Annotated in this window: 15 protein-coding genes; 6 read left to right on the top strand and 9 right to left on the bottom strand. The window is 51.1% G+C overall.

Annotated features, from left to right (window positions below; genetic code table 11):
- Window positions 1-21: 21 nt before the first annotated feature.
- The 3 genes from OGX90_RS23130 to prpB all read right to left on the bottom strand — a co-directional run bounded on the left by OGX90_RS23130 (window position 22) and on the right by prpB (window position 3645).
- Window positions 22-1473 (bottom strand): bifunctional 2-methylcitrate dehydratase/aconitate hydratase, encoded by a 1452-nt coding sequence (locus OGX90_RS23130; RefSeq protein WP_032942477.1) that lies wholly within the window; start codon window positions 1471-1473, stop codon window positions 22-24.
- A 40-nt stretch (window positions 1474-1513) separates the two neighbouring features.
- Window positions 1514-2683, bottom strand: coding sequence for a bifunctional 2-methylcitrate synthase/citrate synthase (prpC, locus tag OGX90_RS23135; RefSeq protein ID WP_060682693.1), 1170 nt, complete (start codon window positions 2681-2683; stop codon window positions 1514-1516).
- A gap of 80 nt (window positions 2684-2763) precedes the next feature.
- On the bottom strand, window positions 2764-3645 hold the full coding sequence (prpB, locus tag OGX90_RS23140) for a methylisocitrate lyase (RefSeq protein WP_003830903.1): 882 nt from the start codon (window positions 3643-3645) through the stop codon (window positions 2764-2766).
- Between the two features lie 253 nt (window positions 3646-3898).
- Here prpB and prpR point away from each other — a divergent pair, with 253 nt between their 5' ends.
- A complete protein-coding gene (gene prpR, locus OGX90_RS23145) occupies window positions 3899-5509 on the top strand; it encodes a propionate catabolism operon regulatory protein PrpR (protein WP_267458789.1) in 1611 nt (536 codons plus the stop codon).
- Window positions 5510-5541: 32 nt separating this feature from the next.
- On the opposite strand, the gene yahO is transcribed toward prpR, so the two are convergent.
- A complete protein-coding gene (yahO, locus tag OGX90_RS23150; RefSeq protein ID WP_032942474.1) occupies window positions 5542-5817 on the bottom strand; it encodes a DUF1471 family periplasmic protein YahO in 276 nt (91 codons plus the stop codon).
- A gap of 325 nt (window positions 5818-6142) precedes the next feature.
- Between yahO and OGX90_RS23155 the strand changes: the two genes are divergently transcribed.
- The 4 genes from OGX90_RS23155 (at window position 6143) to OGX90_RS23170 (ending at window position 10251) form a co-directional block, all read left to right on the top strand.
- On the top strand, window positions 6143-6775 hold the full coding sequence (locus tag OGX90_RS23155) for a LysE family transporter (protein WP_008783857.1): 633 nt from the start codon (window positions 6143-6145) through the stop codon (window positions 6773-6775).
- A 79-nt stretch (window positions 6776-6854) separates the two neighbouring features.
- Window positions 6855-8243 (top strand): diguanylate cyclase, encoded by a 1389-nt coding sequence (locus OGX90_RS23160; protein WP_286624772.1) that lies wholly within the window; start codon window positions 6855-6857, stop codon window positions 8241-8243.
- Window positions 8244-8463: 220 nt separating this feature from the next.
- Entirely contained in the window at window positions 8464-9558 is a 1095-nt protein-coding gene (locus OGX90_RS23165) for a 4Fe-4S binding protein (protein WP_286583420.1), read from the top strand.
- 183 nt (window positions 9559-9741) lie between these two features.
- Complete coding sequence (locus tag OGX90_RS23170) at window positions 9742-10251, top strand: hypothetical protein (RefSeq protein WP_233899549.1); 510 nt, start codon at window positions 9742-9744, stop codon at window positions 10249-10251.
- 328 nt (window positions 10252-10579) lie between these two features.
- On the opposite strand, the gene foxA is transcribed toward OGX90_RS23170, so the two are convergent.
- The 3 genes from foxA to OGX90_RS23185 all read right to left on the bottom strand — a co-directional run bounded on the left by foxA (window position 10580) and on the right by OGX90_RS23185 (window position 14823).
- Window positions 10580-12688, bottom strand: coding sequence for a ferrioxamine B receptor FoxA (gene foxA, locus OGX90_RS23175; RefSeq protein WP_286624776.1), 2109 nt, complete (start codon window positions 12686-12688; stop codon window positions 10580-10582).
- Window positions 12689-12809: 121 nt separating this feature from the next.
- Window positions 12810-13793, bottom strand: coding sequence for a helix-turn-helix transcriptional regulator (locus tag OGX90_RS23180; protein WP_071444609.1), 984 nt, complete (start codon window positions 13791-13793; stop codon window positions 12810-12812).
- A 124-nt stretch (window positions 13794-13917) separates the two neighbouring features.
- Entirely contained in the window at window positions 13918-14823 is a 906-nt protein-coding gene (locus OGX90_RS23185) for a LysR substrate-binding domain-containing protein (RefSeq protein WP_048236016.1), read from the bottom strand.
- Window positions 14824-14932: 109 nt separating this feature from the next.
- Here OGX90_RS23185 and OGX90_RS23190 point away from each other — a divergent pair, with 109 nt between their 5' ends.
- A complete protein-coding gene (locus OGX90_RS23190) occupies window positions 14933-15562 on the top strand; it encodes a LysE family translocator (RefSeq protein ID WP_079935108.1) in 630 nt (209 codons plus the stop codon).
- 101 nt (window positions 15563-15663) lie between these two features.
- On the opposite strand, the gene OGX90_RS23195 is transcribed toward OGX90_RS23190, so the two are convergent.
- Complete coding sequence (locus OGX90_RS23195; RefSeq protein ID WP_020996594.1) at window positions 15664-15900, bottom strand: hypothetical protein; 237 nt, start codon at window positions 15898-15900, stop codon at window positions 15664-15666.
- 98 nt (window positions 15901-15998) lie between these two features.
- Complete coding sequence (locus OGX90_RS23200; RefSeq protein ID WP_048226383.1) at window positions 15999-16628, bottom strand: DUF2913 family protein; 630 nt, start codon at window positions 16626-16628, stop codon at window positions 15999-16001.
- Window positions 16629-16829: the final 201 nt, after the last annotated feature.

The raw sequence follows: 16829 nt of genomic DNA on the forward strand, positions 1-16829 counted from the left end.
TACGCCTTGCCGCACGCAGGTTTAGATTACATAAAGGTCCATATACTCATTGACCGGCATCTGCTCCAGGCGAGTTCTGTCCAGGGAGACATCCAGGATGCGCTGCTGCTGACGGGTCGGGAACTGACGCGCCAGGTTAATTTTGAACTTCTCGACCAGCTTCGGCATACCGTCGTTACGACGGCGCGCGTGGCCGATTGGGTATTCCACTACCACTTCTTCAAAGCGTGAGCCGTCGGTGAACTCAAGCGTGATGGCATTCGCGATGGCGCGTTTTTCAGGGTCGTGGTAATCCGCAGTAAAGGTCGGATCTTCGAAGCAGTTAATCTTTTCACGCAGTGCATCAATGCGTTTATCCTGCGCCACGCCGTCTTCGTAATCTGCCGCCGTTAAGCGTCCGAACAGTAGCGGGATAGCCACCATGTACTGGATGCAGTGGTCACGATCCGCCGGGTTATTCAACGGGCCTTTTTTATCGATGATGCGGATACAGGCTTCATGCGTACGAATGGTCACTTTTTCGATATCGGCAGCGGTCTTACCTGCGGCCTGTAACTGCTCGTACAGCGTCATCGCCGCTTCTACCGCGGTCTGCGAGTGGAACTCTGCCGGGAAGGAAATTTTAAACAACACGTTTTCCATCACGTACGAACCGTACGGGCGCTGGAAGCGGAAAGATTCGCCTTTGAAAGAGACATCATAGAAGCCCCAGGTTTTCGCCGTCAGTGCGGATGGATATCCCATTTCACCGGTTTTCGCCATCAGCGCCAGACGTACAGCACGTGAGGTGGCATCGCCAGCCGCCCAGGATTTACGCGTGCCGGTATTCGGCGCATGACGATAGGTACGCAGTGACTGACCGTCGACCCACGCCAGCGAGACGGCGTTGAGAATTTCATCCCGGTTCAGGCCAAGCATCTCGGCAACCACCGCCGTGGAGGCGACTTTTACCAGCAGGACGTGATCCAGACCAACGCGGTTGAAGGAGTTTTCCAGCGCGATACAGCCCTGAATTTCATGGGCTTTAATCATTCCAGTTAACACTTTTTTCATGGTTAACGGCGCTTTACCCACCGCCACCGCATTGCGCGACAGCCAGTCAGCCGTCGCCAGAATACCGCCGAGGTTATCGGAAGGATGACCCCATTCTGCGGCCAGCCACGTGTCGTTAAAGTCCAGCCAGCGGATCATCGCACCGATGTTAAACGCCGCCTGCACCGGATCGAGCTGGAACTGGGTACCTGGTACGCGCACACCGTTCGGGACGACGGTACCCGGTACAACCGGCCCCAGCAGTTTTTTACAGGCCGGATATTCCAGCGCTTCCAGGCCACAGCCAAGGGTATCAAGCAGGCAATAATGCGCGGTGTCATACGCCACCTTCGAGGTGATCTCGTAGTTCATGACATAATCAACGATATCAACGATTTCACGGTCAAATTCAGGGCGGACGTTCGAAATATGTGCAGACATAGGGTACATTTCCTGTTTTTTTATCTTTAGAGGTTTTGCATTAGCAACGCTGATCAATCGAGACAAATACGCGATCTTCCGGGCCGGTATAGTTGGCGGAAGGACGGATAATTTTGTTGTCCTGACGCTGTTCGATGATGTGCGCCGCCCAGCCAGTGACGCGGGCGATAACGAACAGTGGTGTGAACATTTCAGTGGGGACGCCCATCATGTTGTAAGAGACTGCCGAGAACCAGTCGAGGTTGGGGAACATCTTTTTCGTTTCCCACATCACCTCTTCCAGGCGGTCGGCGATGTTGTACATTTTCAGCGAACCGCCTTCCTGAGAAAGCTGTTTCGCCACGCTCTTGATCACCTGGTGGCGCGGGTCGGCAATGGTGTAAACCGGGTGACCAAAGCCAATCACCACTTCTTTATTTTCAACGCGTTTACGGATATCTGCTTCGGCTTCATCCGGCGTTTCATAGCGTTGCTGGATCTCCAGCGATACTTCATTCGCTCCGCCGTGTTTCGGCCCACGCAGTGCGCCAATCGCACCGATAATCGCGGAGTACATATCAGAGCCAGTTCCCGCAATCACACGCCCCGTGAAGGTAGAAGCGTTAAACTCGTGCTCGGCGTACAGCACCAGCGAAATGTGCATCGCCTTTTCCCAGCTTTGTGATGGCTTCTCACCATGCAGCAAATGCAAGAAGTGACCGCCAATAGAATCATCGTCGGTTTCCGGCTGAATGCGCTCGCCGTTATGGCTGTAGTGATACCAGTACAGGAGGATAGAACTGAGCGAAGCCAGCAGTTTGTCGGCAATATCGCGTGCGCCGGAGACGGTATGTCCTTCTTTTTCCGGCAGCGTACAACCCAGCGCGGAAACACCAGTGCGCATCACGTCCATCGGATGCGAGGCGGCAGGCAGCGCTTCCAGTACGGTACGCACGTTAGCGGGCAATCCGCGCAGCGCTTTCAGTTTGCTTTTATAGGCGGTGAGCTCATCGCGGGTGGGTAATTTCCCGTGAATCAGCAGATGCGCAACTTCTTCAAATTCGCACTGTTGTGCCAGATCAAGAATATCGTAGCCACGATAGTGCAGATCGTTACCGCTTTTACCCACGGTACATAAGGCAGTATTTCCGGCAGCGACGCCTGACAGCGCAACCGATTTTTTAGGTTTAATGACATGGGTACTATTTTGCAGGATCGTTGTGTCGCTCATGTTGTCCTCGTCATTATTGTAATATGTAGGGTACTAATTTATTGCCGGATGGCGGCTAGGCCTTATCCGGCCTACGACGGTTACTTTTTTGTGTACAACGCGTCGAGTTTCTCTTCGAACTGGTAGTAATTGATGCTTTCGTACAGCTCGTTGCGCGTCTGCATAATGTCGATAACGTTCTTTTGCGTACCTTCCTGACGCAGCACGTTGTAAACCTTCTCCGCCGCGCGGTTCATGGCGCGGAAAGCTGACAGCGGGTATAGCGCCATCGCAACGTTCGCGCTGCGCAGTTCATCGGTGGTAAACAGCGGTGTGGCGCCAAATTCAGTAATGTTGGCGAGAATTGGTACCTGTACCGCATCGGCAAACTGGCGGTACATCGCAAGTTCGGTAATGGCTTCCGGGAACAGCATGTCAGCGCCCGCTTCGACATACGCCTGGGCACGATCGATGGCAGCCTCTAACCCTTCCACCGCCAGTGCATCGGTTCGCGCCATAATCACAAAGTTGGGATCGGTGCGCGCATCAACGGCTGCGCGGATCCTGTCGACCATCTCTTCTTTCGAGACGATCGCCTTGTTCGGGCGATGACCGCAGCGCTTGGCGCCGATCTGATCTTCAATATGCAGCGCAGCAGCACCCGCTTTGGAAATCGACTTGACGGTACGCGCCACGTTGAATGCAGACGATCCAAAACCAATATCCGCATCCACCAGCAACGGCAGCGGGCAAACATCCGTAATGCGACGAATATCAGTCAGCACATCATCAAGGGTAGAAATGCCGAGATCCGGCAGCCCCAGCGACCCCGCAGCGACACCGCCGCCGGAGAGATAAATCGCTTGATACCCGGCACGTTGAGCCAGCAGAGCGTGGTTGGCGTTGATGGTGCCAACGATTTGTAATGGGTTTTCTTTAGTGAGCGCAGCGCGAAACGCCAGCCCTGGGGAGTGTAGAGACATATCCCGTCCTCTTGTTATCAACTTGTTATCGTTCGTTGATATTTCTAAAGCAAGGGGTATGCCAGGGAGCTTATTTTCTCTTCAATTTAATTTTTTATCTTTTAAAACAACAAATTAAATCCAATGTTTCTATTTTTGTTGCACAAAAGCGTGTCAGCTATCGTTTCATGAAACGTTCCTTCACGTTTCATTGCAACATTTATGAAACACAACTAAACCCTACTACTCGGTTCCTTAATTTTTGGGGTTAGTTATGGCAGATACGCATCTACCGCCGCGAGTGAACGACGATAAACCGGTTATCTGGACAGTCTCGGTCACCCGCCTGTTTGAACTGTTTCGCGACATCAGTCTGGAGTTCGACCACCTGGCGACCATCACCCCCATTCAGCTTGGTTTCGAAAAAGCGGTGGCCTATATCCGTAAGAAGCTGGCCACCGAGCGTTGCGATGCCATCATTGCGGCAGGCTCCAACGGCGCATATCTGAAAAGCCGTTTGTCTATTCCGGTGATCCTGATTAAACCCAGCGGATTCGACGTGCTACAGGCGCTGGCAAAAGCGGGAAAACTCACCTCGTCAATTGGCATCATTACCTATCAGGAACCCCTCCCGGCGCTTCTCGCGTTTCAAAAAACCTTCAATTTGCAGCTTGAACAGCGCAGCTATATCACCGAAGAAGATGCTCGTGGGCAAATCAACGAGCTGAAGGCTGGCGGTACACAAGCGGTAGTTGGTGCGGGGTTGATTACCGATCTGGCAGAAGAAGCAGGCATGACCGGCATCTTTATCTATTCGGCGGCCACCGTGCGCCAGGCCTTTGTCGATGCGTTGGATATGACCCGCCTGACATTACGCAGAAACGGTCAGTACGCCTCTGGCGATACGTTGCGCACTCGCTACGCGCTCGGAGATATGCGCGGTCACTCTGCGCAGATGGAACAGGTACGGCACACCATTATGCTGTACGCCCGTTCGCGTGCGCCGGTCCTCATTCAGGGCGAAACAGGAACGGGTAAAGAGCTGGCCGCACAGGCCATTCACCGTGAGTTTTTCACCCGTCAGGAGAATCGGCGCGGTAAACCCTCACCGCCGTTTGTTGCCGTCAACTGCGGGGCAATCACCGAGTCATTGCTGGAAGCGGAGCTGTTCGGCTATGAGGATGGCGCCTTTACCGGCTCTCGCCGAGGGGGACGCGCGGGCCTGTTTGAAATCGCTCACGGCGGAACCCTGTTTCTTGACGAGATAGGCGAGATGCCGCTGCCGTTACAAACCCGACTGCTGCGTGTGCTGGAAGAAAAAGAGGTTACCCGGGTCGGAGGACATCAGCCGATTCCGGTCGATGTCCGGGTGATTAGCGCCACGCACTGTAATCTGGAGCAGGAGATGAAACTGGGGGAATTTCGTACCGATCTGTTTTATCGGTTGAGCATTTTACGCCTCAAGCTGCCGCCGCTGCGCGAGCGGTTGCCCGATATCCTGCCACTGGCGGAAGGCTTTTTAAAACAGTCGCTGGCGGAACTGGACGTGCCGTTTTCTGAGCCTGTACGCAAGGGGTTGGGATTAAGTCAGCCGACGCTGCTGAATTATGGCTGGCCGGGGAATATCCGCGAACTGCGTAATATGATGGAACGTCTGGCACTGTTTTTAAGCGTCGAGCCGCAGCCAGAGCTGAATGTGGATTTTTTACAACAGCTGTTACCGGAACTGGCCATTGTTGCAGACTCACCGCAAGCATCGTCATTGCTGACGCCACAACAGGTGTTGGCACAATTCAATGGTGATAAAACCGCGGCTGCACGCTATCTCGGAATTAGCAGAACCACGTTCTGGCGCAGATTAAAAGAAACCCCGCCGGTACAATGACCGACGGGTGTCGTATTTTTTACAGCTGCACGTTATTTTTTCTTGTAAATATTCGCTGTGCCATGGATTTTGTTATCCGTTTGGCCGGAGGTTAATACCACCACGTCAGCGCCTTTCTCTTCAGCTTTCTTCAGAAGGTCTTCTTTAGCATCCGAAGTAGAGACTTCATTACTCGTTGAAATATCACCGATTTTTGTATACTGAGACTCAACCTTTTCAAACTCAACCTTCGTCATAAATTCCGCGGCGTACGCGTTGGTCACAACAAAAGCTAACGCACCAATAAGTACTTTAATTCCAGTTTTCATATAAAAGCTCCAGATTTTGTTATATATGCCATCATCGACCCCTGAACATTCGACATGCGAGTCAAGGATGATTAATAAGTAGTTCAGCCTGGCAAAAAGATCCAGAGCAGGCGGAAATATAAAGAGATTTTGCGAATCGTTGATAACAGAAAACCTGTGCCGTCGCGTTATCTGACGCGCCAGGTTTGCACAAAATAATCTATGAAGTCATTTGCAAATCTCAGCGCGTTTCACTGCGCAGTGTGAGTGAATACGCAGAATGATGAACACACTAAAATTATAGTGTTAGCTGTCACTTAAGCGCTTACTAATGGAAATGTTGTCTATGGAACCTCTGCACGCCGTCGTTCTTACCATCAGCCTCTTTGTTTTAACCTTTTTTAACCCCGGCGCAAACCTGTTCGTGGTAGTACAAACTAGCCTGGCATCCGGACGACGCGCAGGAGTGATGACCGGTCTGGGTGTTGCCTTGGGTGATGCGTTTTACTCCGGCCTTGGGCTTTTTGGTATGGCAACGCTAATCACCCAGTGTGAAGAGATATTTTCATTGATTAAGATTGTCGGCGGCGCCTATCTGCTGTGGTTTGCCTGGAACAGCATCCGCCATCAGGCCACGCCGCAAATGCCCACGCTACAGCAGCCGCTTTCCGCCCCCTGGTATGTGTTTTTCCGCCGTGGATTACTAACGGATTTATCAAATCCGCAAACCGTACTGTTTTTTATTAGTATCTTCTCGGTCACCTTAAGCGCAGACACGCCTACGTGGGCCAGACTGATGGCCTGGGCAGGCATTGTGTTGTCTTCCGTTATCTGGCGTATTTTTCTCAGCCAGGCATTTTCTTTGCCTGCCGTGCGACGGGCGTATGGTCGCATCCAACGCGTTGCCAGCCGGGTGATTGGCGCAATAATAGGTGTTTTCGCGCTAAGACTTATTTATGAAGGTATTAGCCATCGATAAGAGAGTTTAACTTGACCATTGTGAGGTAATTGTCCGTAATACCGCCTGAATTTTTAATCGCAGGTTGAGTGGCAGTGAGATGGAACAGGTTGAACCGGTAAACGACACATTACTCCTTACAGAATGGCAGGCGCTGATACGACAAACATCGCCTGACGTTCACACGCTCCTCACATCGTTAAGCGATGAAGAGATCCGCCATTTAGTGACCGTTTTTTATGACTATATGCTCTCCCATGCCCAGAGCGCATTGTTCCTCAATACAGAACAGGTCAGTACCCGCCTCAGCGGCAGTATGTTTGACTGGTTACGCAGCGTGCTTGGCAGCGCGCACGAAGATCTACCGCAGCTGCTGGCCAAACAGCGAGAAATTGGCGTGGTGCATGCCCGTATCGGCCTGCCCATCGATCTGGTAAACCGCGGCGCGCGTAAGCTCAAGGATGAGCTGTATCGGGTATTGAAAACCAAAGCTGACGACTCGTCTTCCCTGCTGAGCAATGCTATCTGTTTCAGCAGTCTGGCAATGGATACTGCGCTGGAGGCCATGACCGTCTCTTATTCCCCAAGCCACCAAAACTCCCTGCATACGCAGGAGCAGTATCGCCTGCAGACCATTTACGATGACGTTAACGTCGAACGCGAACGACAAATTCGCTCATTTACCGACTGGGAAAATCAGTTTATCTATAACATCGCCATCGGTATGCCTTTCGGTGAGATGGTATTTCTGGCAAATTCTGATTTTGGTATGTGGTTCTCGCATAAAGGAAAACACATTCTCGGCAACAGCAATCTGTTGAATGAAATGGAATCGCTGATAGCAGAGATCGACAACCGCATGACGACCACCCTGTCACCTCAGCATCAGCCGACAGAACCTGAGAGGATGAGCCTGTTGCAGGATGTCCGCCAGCTGTCGGCAAAAATCCATTTCCTGCTCGCCTCAATGTTTGACGCACTGGTGAAACAGGAAAATGGTAAAGACTCGCTGACCCAGTTACTTAACCGCCGCTTTATTCCAACCATCATGCGGCGTGAGATTTCGTTAGCGTTACATGCGCGGAAGCCTTTTAGCCTGGCGATGCTGGATATCGACTACTTCAAGCAAATTAACGATAACTTCGGGCATAATACCGGCGATCTGACGCTCAAAAACGTCGCAGCAGTCATTTATGATCATATCCGTAGCAGCGATTACGTGTTCCGCTACGGTGGTGAAGAATTTATGATCCTGCTCGTCGAGTCAGACAAGTCGCAGGCCAGTATCATTCTCGAAACGCTGCGTATGAAGATTGCCGGGATGTGCATGGCGGCATCGGCGGCAGAATCATTTTCTATTACCGTCAGCATTGGCATCGCCGAATATGACTATCATCCCGACTATAAACAGTTGGTTGATAAAGCCGATCGCGCGCTTTATCTGGCGAAAAGTAATGGCCGCGATCGCATAGAGGTATATCAGGAATAACCTTCTCCGCCACAGAGAAATAAATACCCCATTCAGGGTATTTATCTGATCGGCGATAAATACCGAGCTGTTATTTTTATTCAGGCATATTGGCATGATGAAAATAACAGCCACGTAATAAGATGTAAATCAAATACACCAAATCTGAATAGCGCTAGCATATCCCGGTGATGACGCCTTCTGAATGCAGAAGGGGAAATATGAGGGATAGTATAAAACCATGAACGGGAAGAAAAGAACGCGCTGGCAGCGCCGTCCAGGCACGATCGGAGGCAAACTGCCGTGGAATGACTGGCGCAACGCCAGCAGCTGGCGAAAAGCCACCCAGTTTCTCCTGCTGGCTATTAATATTTATATTGGCGTAACGTTCTATTACTGGGTCCGCTATTTCGAAACCGCCGGCACCAGCGTCTATATTCCAAGGCCAGGTGGTATTGAGGGATGGCTACCAATCGCGGGTTTGATGAATATCCGCTATACGTTGGAGACTGGTTTTCTTCCGCCTATCCATGCCGCCTCCATGCTGCTGTTAGTTGCGTTTATCCTGATTAGTCTGTTGTTAAAAAAAGCCTTCTGTTCGTGGTTATGCCCGGTGGGCACGCTGTCCGAACTGCTCGGCAATCTGGGGAAAAAAGTATTTGGTCGCAACTTCACGCTGCCGCGCTGGCTGGATATCCCGCTGCTCAGTCTGAAGTATTTGCTGCTGAGTTTCTTTTTGTATATCGCCCTGTCGATGCCTGCACAGGGGATTCAGTATTTTCTAATGTCGGCCTATGGCATGATTATCGACGTGAAGATGCTCGATTTCTTTCGCCATATTGGCTCCGCTACGCTCATCTTTGTTGTCGTTATCAGTGTCCTGAGCCTGTTTATTCGCAATGCCTGGTGCCGCTATCTGTGCCCTTATGGTGCGCTGCTCGGTCTGTTCTCGCTGCTCTCGCCGTTTAAAATCCGCCGTAACGCAGACAGCTGCATCGACTGCGGAAAATGCGCGAAAAACTGCCCGTCGAATATCCCGGTCGACAGACTGATTCAGGTGCGTACCGTGGAATGCACTGGCTGCATGACCTGCGTTGAATCCTGCCCGGTGGCCTCAACGCTGAGCTTCTCACTGCAAACACCACCGGGGGCGCAAGACAACGGTAAACCGTTATGGCGACAGAGGACGCTATCAGGTGTTGCCATGACGCTACTGGTGCTTGGCATTCTGTTTGCCACCATTGGTTATGCCGTTTATGCCAATGTCTGGGATACGCCAGTGCCCGATCATATGTATTTCCAGCTGATCCCGAAGGCAAAGATGATCGGCCATTAATTTTTTTATCAGTATGTTCAAAACCCTGCCAATTCTGGCAGGGTTTCCCGCCTGTCCTGCCATTTTAAGACAATTGAACTTGTGCCATCGCGCTCTCGTTTATACAACCTTAAATATCATCTGTAATAATTTTTCTATTTTGTTATGGGCGACTGGGATCAAAATAATGAACGGGATAACATCATGACTAAAATAAAACTGGCACTGCTATTACCTCTGTTTATGGCAGGTTGTACGATGAATGACGGGGAATTAAGAAACGCTTACGCTCAGCATTATCAGCAACCTACCGCTTATGTAGATGCTTATAAACAGAAAATAGCCAGTATGGATATTCATGCGCTGGCCCAATATGCCGCCGCAGAAGATAAGAAAAAAATGCGCGGGCAGCCAAGACTGAAAATCGACGAATTTATTACCATTGAGAACGTGCAGGCGAAAGGAAATCGGGTGGTCTACGATTACTCACTGTCCGAAAGCTGGCTGGCGCTGTCCGCAGATAAACAGCGCGAAAAGCAGACCAATATGAATAAAGACCTGATCTACCGTACCTGCTCGCTGGAAACGGTACGTCTGGCGCAGGCAAAAGGGCTGGAAGAAGAGCATAACTATTACAGCCAGTACCCAGACAAAGTCGCCTTTACGCTGAGAACCAGCACGCAGATTTGTCTGCAGAACGGTTTTACACAATAGCCGCAATCACAAAGCCTGATGCGCTGCGCTTATCAGACCTACGATTTACACGCTACCGTAGGCCGGATAAGGCGCCAGCGCGCAGATTTGTCTGCAAAACGGTTTTACACAATAGCCGCAATCACAAAGCCTGATGCGCTGCGCTTATCAGGCCTACGATTTGCACGCTGCCGTAGGCCGGATAAGGCGCCAGCGCGCAGATTTGTCTGCAGAACGGTTTTACAAAATAGCCGCAATCACAAAGCCTGATGCGCTGCGCTTATCAGGCCTACGATTTGCACGCTGCTGTAGGCCGGATAAGGCGCCAGCGCCGCATCCGGCTAAAACATCAGAATTTCCAGGACACACTGCCGACAATGCTGCGCTCGGCGCCGAAGTAGCAGTATGAGAGCGAGTTACAGGCTGCAACGTAGCGCTTGTCGGTCAGGTTGTTAACGTTCAACTGCGCGCTCAACCCTTTAATGCCGATATTCGTTAAGTCGTAACCAATCACCATATCCACCAGTGTGTAGGACGGCAGGGTGTGAGTATTCAGGCGATCGCTGGTAATACCGTTAACGTAGCGCACGCCTGAACCCAACGTCAGGCCGTCCAGCGGACCGCTTTTCACATCGTAGCTCAGCCAGGTACTGGCCTGGTTACGCGGGGCGTACACTGCTCGCTTGCCCTGCTCTTCCGGGCTGCTTTTCTTATAGCGAATGTCGGTATAGGTATACGCCGCCTGCAAACGGAAGCTATCCGTCAGTTGGCTAATTGCCTCCAGCTCCACCCCTTCAGATTCAATTTCCCCAATCGAGCGGTACGGATCGGTCGGCTCTTCTTTGGTGGCTATATTCGTCTGATTAATACGGAATACCGATGCGCTGAACTGGCTGTTGAGTCCTTCCGGCTCATATTTCAGCCCGGCTTCCCACTGCTTGCCTTTCATCGGATCCAGCAGATTGCCGTTCTCATCGGCAAAACTGGTTGGCGTAAAGGCAGTGGAATAACTCACGTACGGCGCAAAGCCGTTATCGAATAAATAGAGCAGCGCGGCACGGGTACTGAAGTTGTTTTTATCCAGATCGCTACGAGTATCCTTGATCTTATCAATGTTAGAAACGCTGACCTGATCGTAGCGACCACCGAGCGTAATACGCCAGCGATCCCATGATATCTGATCCTGCAAATAGTAACCCGTCTGGCGCAGCTTGTGTTTCTCACGCGCATACATGTCGATGTAATCAGGCTTCGCGCCGTACACTGGGTTAAAAGCGTCAATCGGCGGGAAAGCACCGTAGTAACCGGTAGTATTGTTGCTGCGATCCTGATAGTCGATCCCCACCAGCAGACGGTGGTTTACCTGCCAGGTATCAAAGCTGCCGTCAAGCTGGTTATCCAGCGTAATCGCCGACATTTTTTCATCGGAGCCGGAGTAACCGCGATTAAGCTCGGTTTCATTCAGCCAGCCCGCCGCATACACCTGATTCAGCTCAACGTCGGTATGCAGATAGCGCAGCTTTTGCCGCACCGACCAACCGCTATCAAACATATGCTCAATGTTGTAGCCCACCATGTTTTCACGGCGATCGTATTTGTCGTAATCATCCTCGCCTTCGTAAAAGGTGTTGGAGATCTTTTGCCCGTAATGCGGAACCACGGTGCCGTCATACGGCAGACCGGAGTGGCTACCGCCTTCCGGGTCGCGGTGCAGATAGGCCATCAGATCCAGACGCGTCTGGTCGGTGATACGCCAGGTCAGGCTGGGCATCAGCGCGTAACGCTCTTCCTTCAATGGACCAAACTGCGAGTCCGCGTAACGCGTCATCCCGCTCAGTCGCGCCGCCACGCGCTCGTTATCATCCAGTGCCCCGGTGACGTCAAACGCCGCGCCGCGCTGGTTATTGTTGCCGGCAAACAGCTTCACTTCGCCGCCCGCATCAAACGATGGCTTACGTGAGGTCAGCGCCACAATGCCACCCGGAGAGGAACGACCATACAGTACGGAAGCCGGACCGCGTACGACTTCGATATCTTCGAGGAACCACGGATCGACCACCAGCGAGCTGTGTGAGTTGGTGTCGCCCATCATCTTCAGACCATCAAGATAGACGTTATCCAGGCTACCGTCAGAAAAGCCACGCAGCACGATGTAGTCAAAGCGGTTGGAGGCGCCAATCTGATTGCTGTACACCCCCGGCGTATAGCTGACGGCCTGGCGCACGCTGGTTGCGCCCTGCTCTTCAAACTGTTCACGGGTTACGATCGATACCGACTGCGGCGTTTCAATATCCGGCGTGGCAAGCTTCGTGGCCCCGCTCTGCATCTGCGAGGTGACAACCACCGTATCGTTTTTTGTTGTTTCCTGCGCCAGCAGAGGAAAAGCCACGCTGCCGGTAACCCATCCCACCAGCAGCGCCAAGCGAGTCTTCGCGAACATGAATATCTCCAAAGGCATGTCTAATTGTAAGTGAGAATTATTACCTTTTTGCTGACGGAGATAGCTATGCCGGATGCCAGGTTGCCTATGCGCAGTGCCAAATTGTCAGGAAATCACGTGCGTAAATCGCAAATATGGATTAGCAAAGTTTGAGCAAATCACCGGGTGAAAAGCCGTAACGGCGACGAAAAGCGGTAGAAAAGTTGGTGGCGTGCTGATAACCCGACATCCAGGCCGCCTGCTGTACGCTATATCCTTCCAGTAGATAGCCGCGTGCACGTTCCAGACGGCAATCGCGCAGGTAGTCGAATACCGAACAGCCATAGGCTGCGCGAAACTTACTGCGCAGGCTGCTGGGACTCATCGCTGCGCGTTGGGCCAGTTCATTAAGGGTGTAGTCATTTTCGGGACTTTGCTCCAGCAGTCGGCGAACGACCTCCAGTCGCTGCTGCTCACCGCTCGCCGCAAGACGTTTACCGCTCTCGACCTGACACACGCTGAGGCCATGACCAAACAGTTGTAATATCAGCCCTTCCAACATCAGCTGACGAGAAACATGGCTAATCGTACTCTGCTGCGCGTACTGCAGTCCGCTGAGTAAAAACCCCGGCACCTGCCAGATAAGCGTCGGCGTCTGGCATCTTTCCCACTCACGCATCAACGATTCGAGCAACCCCGTGCGACACGCGCCGTCGGGATACAAACCGAGCGATAATGTCCGCAGTTTACAATCAGCATGATGACGGGCACGCATCGTCTGGTGCTCACTCAGGCGCGAGCTAAACGCCATGCCGGAGCGCACCACATGCTCCTGTCCGTTAAGCGTCAGGATCACGCAGCCTTCCAGTACCACCAGCATATACAGAGGGCTGTCGTGACGAGAGGTGGTTTCGTAGGGTTGCAATACCTGTACGTCGGAGTGCGTCACGCACATCCCACATGGGAGAGTCATCTCCTCAATTTCACCTTGCAGAACAGGGCTGCCAGACGGTAAATCCGGCCTTTGTGCCAACTGGGGAAAGCGGTAATCGATCCCGTAGCGCTCACCAAAATCCATAAACTCGCTGACGGAGAAAGTGCGAGCGACGCGTCCGGAGGCATTCAGGGCGGTGGTATTGTTCATGCTGTCTTCTGCGCAGAAAATGGGATTAACGGTTTATAACTGAAGCAACATTACCATTACCTGCGCAATACGACAATAATAATGAGAACCATTATCAATATGGGTGATTAGCAGAATAAACAGCTTAATCCAGCCAGTTTAGATCTGCCGAGGAGACACACGGCGCAGCCTCTTTTAACCAGCGATACAGCAGCTCAATATTTCTAAGCCGTGTTGAAGTCTTTGGCCAGACAAGGTAATAGCCCTCGCCAGTCGCTACCGCATCTTTAAACGGTAACGCCAACATCCCTGCCTGAATGGCCGCCAGGCTTAACAGCAGGTCGGCAACGGACACGCCATGACCGCTCATCGCGGCAAGACTGCCCTGCTCCAGGGTGTCGAACACTTTGCCTCGCGCAAGATTCAACGCCGGAAACTTCCCGGTGCGTTGCAGCCACCGACGCCAGTCACGGCGATCCGCTGAGGGATGAATCAGTTCACAGGCAGAAAGATCGCGCTGCGCCTGCACCAGCAGTGCGGGTGAGCACACCGGGATAAGCCACTCCTGAAACAGCAACCGGCTGTCGGTATCGTCACCAAAATGGCCATTCCCTAACAGGATCGCACAGTCATACGGTTCACGACCGAAGGATACCGAATCGGTATCCATCCAGACGCTGGAAATTTCGACAACCGGGGTCGGATGCGCTTCACGGAAATGACGCAGCACGTCCAGAAGCCAGCGCATCGTCAATGTAGACGGCGCTTTCAGCCGTAGCTCATGACTGCTGCTGCGAAAGGCATGACACGCGTGTTCCAGACTCTGAAACCCAGCCGTCAACTGCTGCGCCAGCCCTTGGCCAGAAGGCGTTATCTCGATACGCGGGCCGCTGCGGACAAATAGCTCACAACCAAACCATGCCTCCAGCGTGCGAATATGACGGCTTACCGCGCCCGGTGTCACGTTAAGTTGAATAGCGGCTTTACTGAACGATCCCAGACGGGCTGCGGCTTCAAAAGCCCTCAGGGCATACAACGGAGGTAGCGTCATTCTCAGCTTCTATGTTGAGTTTTACTCACAGTAGAGCGCAGTTTTATTCGTTTTTCAATGCGCCACGCAGGCGGAATACTGATGGAAAATATCATCAGGATAATCAGGTATGAATTTCACTTTACTGGCTGCCTATAGCCTCAGCGTAGTAACCCTGCTGTTAACTCCGGGTCCTGTCGTGGCGCTGATTACCACCACCGCGTCGCAGCACGGCTATCGCCGGGCCTTTCTCACGCTGATTGGCACTAACGGCGCTTCTTTAGTATTGATTGCTCTGGCTGCACTGATGCTAGCTGGTGTGGTATCAATCTCTGCGATATGGCTTGGCGTACTGGGTCTTGTGGGATCGTTGTATATCGGTGTGATGGCGATTAACGGCCTGCGGGCCAGGGACTCACACCTCGGACTGAGTGCGCCAAAACGCGATAACAGCGGGCTTATCCATGGATTTCTGACAGGGGTCGCTAACCCAAAGGACATTTTGTTTTTCGTAGCGTTTTTTCCCCAGTTCATTGCCATTACGCAAGATTTCACCACCAGCATTCTGACGCTAACGCTGGTGTGGGTTATTTTTGATGTTACGGTGCTGTCTTTTTACATCATGGTTTTCAAACGCTGGATGCCAGAGCGGTTTGCCAGACGCAGCGTTTTTATCTCCTCCCTGTTTCTGCTCGCGGTGGCGGTGTTTGGCATTATTTATAATGTACACGCGCTACAAATGCTCTCACCCGCGATGTGATCCCCAACGAATTGTTCAGCCAGACATCTCATCTTGCACCGGGAGGAATAAAATAAGAACAAATCGACATTAACATTATTAATGGATTTATAAACCAGGATTCAGAAAATATAGACGATAACATTTTCCTGGCGTTCAACTGGCACCCTCACCCATGACAACGCATCAACGGCGACAGGTGCCATTTCATTTTCTAAGCGAAGTAGAGGTGTGTTGCCATCTGGCACAACCGTGCTTTCACCGATCTCAAGAACGCCCCGAAAAGAAATGGACACATTGTCTGGCGTATCCGACAACCTTATCCATTCGGTTGTAATCACTAACTTTCGAGTAAACATTCGCTGTCCTTTGCGCGTGGTATATGTCCGATAATTTCATAGGTAGATCAATACACTCTTTGAACAAACAGAAATTTGTCCCCCATATCTGTTAAGCATTACTTAACAGAAAGAAAATTGAAGTAATAAAACTCATTCGAAATATGTTTCACAAATTCAACCGGCAGGTTATGTTTGATGAACGTTAACTTTGCAAACTCAATATCGCCGTACACTCGAATACAGAAAGGTTTGACTATCTCGCCCTGCACGCCAAAGCACTCCTGAAGCCGGGTGTCATCCATAAAAATAAAGTCACCTTTTCTGACCTTAATACTTTCATGAAGGCCTTGCCACTTCTCCGGAGTGAGCAGAAAGCTCTCCCACCCATTATTTCTCAACACTTCAATCGTGTGAGTAAATTTAAAATAGTCGTTTTGCATTGTCACATCACCACTCGATGTGGCGTACAAATATTCTATTTTAAATTTAAGTTGTGCATTGAGGCTTTTTTTCTTCCCCTCATCAATTAACCACTGAAGCTCACTGACAATGCTCTTCGAAAATATTTTTCTTTTTTTGGCAATAGCCAGCCAATGCATAATGAATAGATGCTCTGACATTTTAGAGTAGATTTTATGATCCTTTATTGCAATACCAATTGCGACTAACGCACTCCAGGTAAAGGCTTCCAGATCATCCTGATAATGATGTCGTAACGTACTAACTCTTCCAGAATCCCTTACCACTTAAACCTGCCCAAATAAATCATCATTGTTATTCCACGTCATTCTTGTATTACTCTATTAAAAAATTACTACAACTAAAATCGCCAAAATATGATCCAGATCAACTTATCTCTATGTAATAAACGTGCAAATATAATACATCATACTTATTAATCATTAATCCGGGGTGGCTCAACAATGACTAATAAGAATAATGCGATA

The organism is Citrobacter sp. Cpo012 (assembly GCF_030333015.1).
Taxonomy (GTDB): domain Bacteria; phylum Pseudomonadota; class Gammaproteobacteria; order Enterobacterales; family Enterobacteriaceae; genus Citrobacter; species Citrobacter portucalensis.

Excerpts from the sequence above, each read along its gene's own strand:
- OGX90_RS23195 (WP_020996594.1), bottom strand. The coding sequence starts at position 15,900 with ATGTTTACTCGAAAGTTAGTGATTACAACCGAATGGATAAGGTTGTCG.
- OGX90_RS23160 (WP_286624772.1), top strand. The coding sequence starts at position 6,855 with ATGGAACAGGTTGAACCGGTAAACGACACATTACTCCTTACAGAATGG.
- yahO (WP_032942474.1), bottom strand. The coding sequence starts at position 5,817 with ATGAAAACTGGAATTAAAGTACTTATTGGTGCGTTAGCTTTTGTTGTG.
- prpB (WP_003830903.1), bottom strand. The coding sequence starts at position 3,645 with ATGTCTCTACACTCCCCAGGGCTGGCGTTTCGCGCTGCGCTCACTAAA.
- OGX90_RS23180 (WP_071444609.1), bottom strand. The coding sequence starts at position 13,793 with ATGAACAATACCACCGCCCTGAATGCCTCCGGACGCGTCGCTCGCACT.
- foxA (WP_286624776.1), bottom strand. The coding sequence starts at position 12,688 with ATGCCTTTGGAGATATTCATGTTCGCGAAGACTCGCTTGGCGCTGCTG.
- OGX90_RS23155 (WP_008783857.1), top strand. The coding sequence starts at position 6,143 with ATGGAACCTCTGCACGCCGTCGTTCTTACCATCAGCCTCTTTGTTTTA.
- OGX90_RS23185 (WP_048236016.1), bottom strand. The coding sequence starts at position 14,823 with ATGACGCTACCTCCGTTGTATGCCCTGAGGGCTTTTGAAGCCGCAGCC.
- OGX90_RS23130 (WP_032942477.1), bottom strand. The coding sequence starts at position 1,473 with ATGTCTGCACATATTTCGAACGTCCGCCCTGAATTTGACCGTGAAATC.
- prpR (WP_267458789.1), top strand. The coding sequence starts at position 3,899 with ATGGCAGATACGCATCTACCGCCGCGAGTGAACGACGATAAACCGGTT.
- OGX90_RS23165 (WP_286583420.1), top strand. The coding sequence starts at position 8,464 with ATGAACGGGAAGAAAAGAACGCGCTGGCAGCGCCGTCCAGGCACGATC.
- OGX90_RS23170 (WP_233899549.1), top strand. The coding sequence starts at position 9,742 with ATGACTAAAATAAAACTGGCACTGCTATTACCTCTGTTTATGGCAGGT.
- prpC (WP_060682693.1), bottom strand. The coding sequence starts at position 2,683 with ATGAGCGACACAACGATCCTGCAAAATAGTACCCATGTCATTAAACCT.
- OGX90_RS23190 (WP_079935108.1), top strand. The coding sequence starts at position 14,933 with ATGAATTTCACTTTACTGGCTGCCTATAGCCTCAGCGTAGTAACCCTG.